This window comes from Pseudomonas sp. L13 (genome assembly GCF_009935965.1).
Taxonomy (GTDB): domain Bacteria; phylum Pseudomonadota; class Gammaproteobacteria; order Pseudomonadales; family Pseudomonadaceae; genus Aquipseudomonas; species Aquipseudomonas lactis.
This window is the reverse complement of sequence record NZ_QODJ01000034.1, coordinates 59,539-64,157: the sequence shown is the minus strand read 5'-3', so window position 1 is coordinate 64,157 and position 4,619 is coordinate 59,539. Positions and strand designations below refer to the sequence as shown.

The 4,619-nt window shown below is 56.1% G+C and carries 2 protein-coding genes; both read right to left on the bottom strand.

Translation table 11 applies throughout. From position 1 onward, the window contains the following. Positions 1-267 precede the first annotated feature (267 nt). A complete protein-coding gene (locus tag DK871_RS17710; RefSeq protein ID WP_032803698.1) occupies positions 268-522 on the bottom strand; it encodes a hypothetical protein in 255 nt (84 codons plus the stop codon). Continuing rightward, positions 519-4,469: a DUF637 domain-containing protein gene (locus tag DK871_RS17705; protein ID WP_161906055.1), complete on the bottom strand. Its 3,951-nt coding sequence runs from the start codon at positions 4,467-4,469 to the stop codon at positions 519-521. Before DK871_RS17705 ends, DK871_RS17710 begins: the two co-directional genes overlap by 4 nt. Between the last annotated feature and the right edge of the window lie 150 nt (positions 4,470-4,619).

Genomic DNA, 4,619 nt, shown 5'->3' with positions numbered 1-4,619 from the left:
ATCGGCTAGCAGCTTAAAGAATGCATGGGCGTTGCTGTTTTTGGCGTGCTGCTGAATGCGCTGCTGTTGATGCCTGATGATTTGACGTCTACGATTCACGCGGGCTGTCCTTGTTCGAGTGGTGTGTGTTCGCAACTATCACCGTAGACCAAGGACGGCCTTTTTTCATTTTTCTGTAGTCAGATCAGCTGGTTAGCTGTTAAGGAAGTGCCATTCAAATCCGTCCCCTTTTCCTTTCATCCCTTTTCCCCACCGATAGCACAAATACTAGTGCCTTTTTTTGTCTTTACGACTTTTCAGCCATGACAACACCCAAATACCTGCACCTACTGGAACCCCGCAGTAAGCAGCGACTTTCAGAGAGGCATTGATAACGCCAGCCTCAAGCGCCCAATGACCCAGCTTGAAATATGCAATCGTCGCCACAAGTAAATTACCGACAATACCCACCATAAAAAAAACCAGAAAAAAATACACAACTAGCGTACCCAATAGGTACCAACCTACCGTTTTTGGCTTCATTTATTACTTCCCATATTAGATACACCACCGCTGACAATTTCAGACAATACAGAACCTGTCGCCGCTCCTGAGGTTTCGCTCGCAGTATTTCCTATTAATGGTTTCAACTGCCCTGTGATCAAATTTCCGGATTTATAACCTATTGCAGTGCCTAGCACAGAGCCCAGCAACGAATACTTCGCATCCTCGCCCTTGATTACACTGCCCAAATAAGCGCCGCTCAATCCGTATCCTTGAGTCAGCCAGAACCCCTTCCCTTGCGTTAATCCTCCAACCGTCGCGGCAATGGATACATCGGTGTAGTTAACGTCCTTACCCGTCGATAGCTGATAGCCGAAATTTGCACCGCCGGAAATCAAGGCACCCGCTACCAGCCCTCCTATCCCTACAGCAGGTGCTTCAACTGCCGCCAGGGGCAGACCAACACCGATTGACCATGCTTGTACAAGTCCATTGGCAGGCATTGGCCCATCAAAACCATCGCCCCTCAGGTGCGAACTCATTGCAGCGGTAGCCTGGTCTGGCGTTCCACCCTCTTTAAGCACTTTTTCACCTGCACTCACAGCCCCCGCAATGGCGGGCCCACCAATATGAAACTCATCATTATATTTTTTTGCGTTTCCGGCTACCCAGCTAGCGGTTGCAGGATCACCGTTGACTAGAGCCCCCGCCAAAACGCCGACGAGTTGAGCGGTGCCTACCCGGAACTGGGTATCCGTGGCAAACCGGGAGTCCAGGTAGTTACCCAGTTTTTCCGTTGCCAAAGCTGTCAATCCTTCTGAGGCGGCGCCGGCTAAAGCCCCGGTCTTGAAGTCTCCACCTTTAGCGCTTGATAACGCTCCTCCCAATACAGCATGCATCAAGACTTTTTGTGCCGACCCTGGGGTTATTTTCAGGTACTCAGCCAAATCGCCCACCTGCTTGTTGCCAAAGGCTGCGGTCAGGTCCAGCCCTTCGGAAACTGCGGCTGCGCCAAGATTGTCCTTCAAGCTACCGCCGTTAATCGCCGTATTGATGCTGCCGGCTACCAAAGCGTGGGTAGTGCTGCGCAGCACATTGTCGCTGACCGTGTTCCAGTCCAGCATGCTCTTGCTATAACCAGGGTTATTGACCCCGTCCGCGTTAAAAATCAACGCCCCGTCGGTATTCCAACCACCGACAGCGGTGTCTATTCCGGCCAGGACTCCGCTAGTGACCATCTGCGTCGCGTAACCCTTGATCGCATCTTTACTGGTGGCCGCTTTCAGTCCCGCACCAATATCACCGCCGCCATTGATTGTCCCAACCGCAAAGTTGCTAGCCATAGCCCCCGCGAGGGGCCCCAGGTAGATGCTGGCGACAATCGAAATAATCAGCGCGGGTGCGGCACCTAATCCCGATTGCTTATAGTCCCAGCTGTCGTGGATCTCCTTGACCATTCGCCAATCAACTTGCCCATTGGCTTCAGCTACTTTGATCCAGGCAAGCTGAGGCTCGGCTTGAACCATTGCATCAATCGTCTGGCTGACAGTTTTTTGGTCAATCTGCTTGAGGTCTATATTGATCTTACCGGCGGCGCGAATAGCGAGTTGCCCCTGCCCCACCATCAAGGTCTGACGTAATGTCTCGTCAGTACTGCCTTCACCTTTGGCACTGTTCCACGCCATATCGCTCTTACTCTTTTCGTGACTTTCCTGCCGCGAGTCTTTAACCGCCTCAAATGTCACCGAGCCACCGCTGACAATCGCAATGTCCCCCCCACTCTGGAGCTTTGCCGCTTGAAACAGCTGATTACTGCCACTTTCGAGCATCATGCTCGAACCGGTTTTGATCTCGCTGCCCACATGGGTGACCTGGGTCACCTCATCACGCTGAGTTTTCTTGCTACCCCAACTGCCCTTTTTATTCATGTCATACAACGAGTAATGACTGTCTTGCGCGGCCAACAGCTTCAGCTCCTCACCCGCCTGAATATAGGCTTCGTTGCCCGCGCTGATTTTGCTGGCAACCAGGGTCAGGTCGGTACCTGCAATAGCAACCAAGTTACCGCCAGCGTTTAGCTGAGCGGTTTGCTGAGTCACGTTGTCCAGTTGGGTCGTGGTTTTAGTATTGCCTTTTTTGCCTTTCGAATACTCGTGTTGCTCATTGGCCGCAGAAATAAGCGACACGTTTTCACCCGCTTCAACGCTCAGGTTATTGCCAGCACTAACGGTGCTGGCAATAACCGCAATATCGCGCCGGGCCTCAATGGCCATGTGGCCGCCAACCTCCACCGTCGACGTATGTTGCAGTGTGGTTTGCTCGGTGCCGCTGATGCGGCGGCGTTGGTAGGCGTAGTCGTCCTGTTCGGTCTGGCTGGCGATCAGTACGTCACGCCCTGCCGTTACGCTGGCGTTGCCACCGGCCTTGAGGTTGCTGCCGAGGTTGAGCACGTCGCGGCCGGCGTTCAGTTTGAGCGTGTCGGTGGCTTCGAAGCGGGAGGCTTCGCTGGCCACGTCGTTGCGCAGTTGGTAGCCCTGGCCGTCCTGTTTGAAGGTGGTGACGGTGCGTTCGTTGATGATGTCGCCGGTCACGGCGGTGGCGCTGATGTCGCGGCCATTGATGATGCCGCCACGGCTGTTGCGGATCGAGTCGGTGGCGAGCATTTCCAGGCGGTTGCCGGCTTGCATCAGGCCGCTGTTGTCGATGTTGCCGGCGACCATGTTCAGGTTGTTGGTGGCCCGCAGGGTGCCGCTGTTGCGCAGGTCGCCGCCGGTGATCAGGCTCACATCCTGGCCCTGGATCAGCGCACCGTTGGGGGCCAGGCGGTTGTTGGCCTGGGCCAGGTACAGCACCGGGGTCAGGACTTTCTGGCCGTTGACCTCGGCTTCTTCCATCCACACGATGTCGTGGGTCAGCGCGGCGACTTGTTCGGCGGTGAGGGACACGCCCAGTTGCAGGTTGAGCGAGTCCTTGTAAGAGATGGCGTTGTCCATCAGGTAGCGGAACAGCGCGTCATCACTGGCAAGGCCGTTGATGTAGCGTTGGCCGGTGCGGGCCACCACGGCTTCGCGGATCAGGCGTTGCTCGTACAGGCCATCGCCTAGGCGCTTCCAGCTGGCGTCGGGGTTGTAGCCGAGTTTGCCGAGCAGGTAGTCGGAGCTCATGAACTGCTTGAGGTCGGTGAGCGCCGGGTTGGTTTCGATCAGGTATTTGTGGCTGTTATCCACCGGGGCGATGTCCGGCATTCCTTGAACGCGGGTGACGGAGGGCGCGCGGTTGTCCAACGCCAGCGGGCCCTGGCCGTTGACTGCACCGCTGACGGGCTGGCCGTCGAGGCTGAAGCCGCGTTCTTGCACGGCGTTGTAGTCGAGGGTTTTCTCGCGGTCGGCGGCGGTGATGACACGTCCGTTTGCGTTGAAGTCACCCGTGGCGGTATCCGCTTTACCCGCTGCACCACCCTTCGCGGCCTGGCCGCTGAGACGGAATAAGCCGTTCTCACCCGTTGGCAGGCTGAAGCCCGGCAAGGTCACCGGATTGACTTGGCGTTGGGCCAGGTCTGGCGGTAGCTGCGCAGTGATGGCCGGTTTTACCGTGGAGGCAAATACATCCGAGTTGGTGTTGCGGTTGGCCACCGGGGTGTCGATGTCGGTGGCGTTCGGGCGGATGACGCTGTTGTTGATTTCTTTGGTTGCGTTAACGGTGACCGAGCCGGCTGCCTGGATCACCGCTTGGGCGATCACGCTGCCAGAGGTGGGGACGGTGTAGTCGATATCGGAAGTGAAATAGGTATCCGAGAATCTTGTCTTCTGAATGAACTGGTCATAGGTGTACTGACCCGGCTTATAGTCACTTGAGGTGGGATCGTTGCTGCGGTTGAACAGCTCGATTTCGCTCATCAGCAACGAGTAAGCCGACCGGTTGCGTGTGTAGTAGGCGTAACCGACATTACGCTGCTCACCACCAGCAGCGCCGGTGTTGTTCAGCACGTCGGTGTTGATCAGGATGTTTTTAGTGGCCGATACCGAGCTGTAGAGGTTATCGAAGGTCTGGGTGCCCACCGTCAGGTCGCCACTGGCATTGATGAATGCGGAGGCGGAGCTGCCTTTGATAACGTCCTCATAGGTTTCGACGCCGCT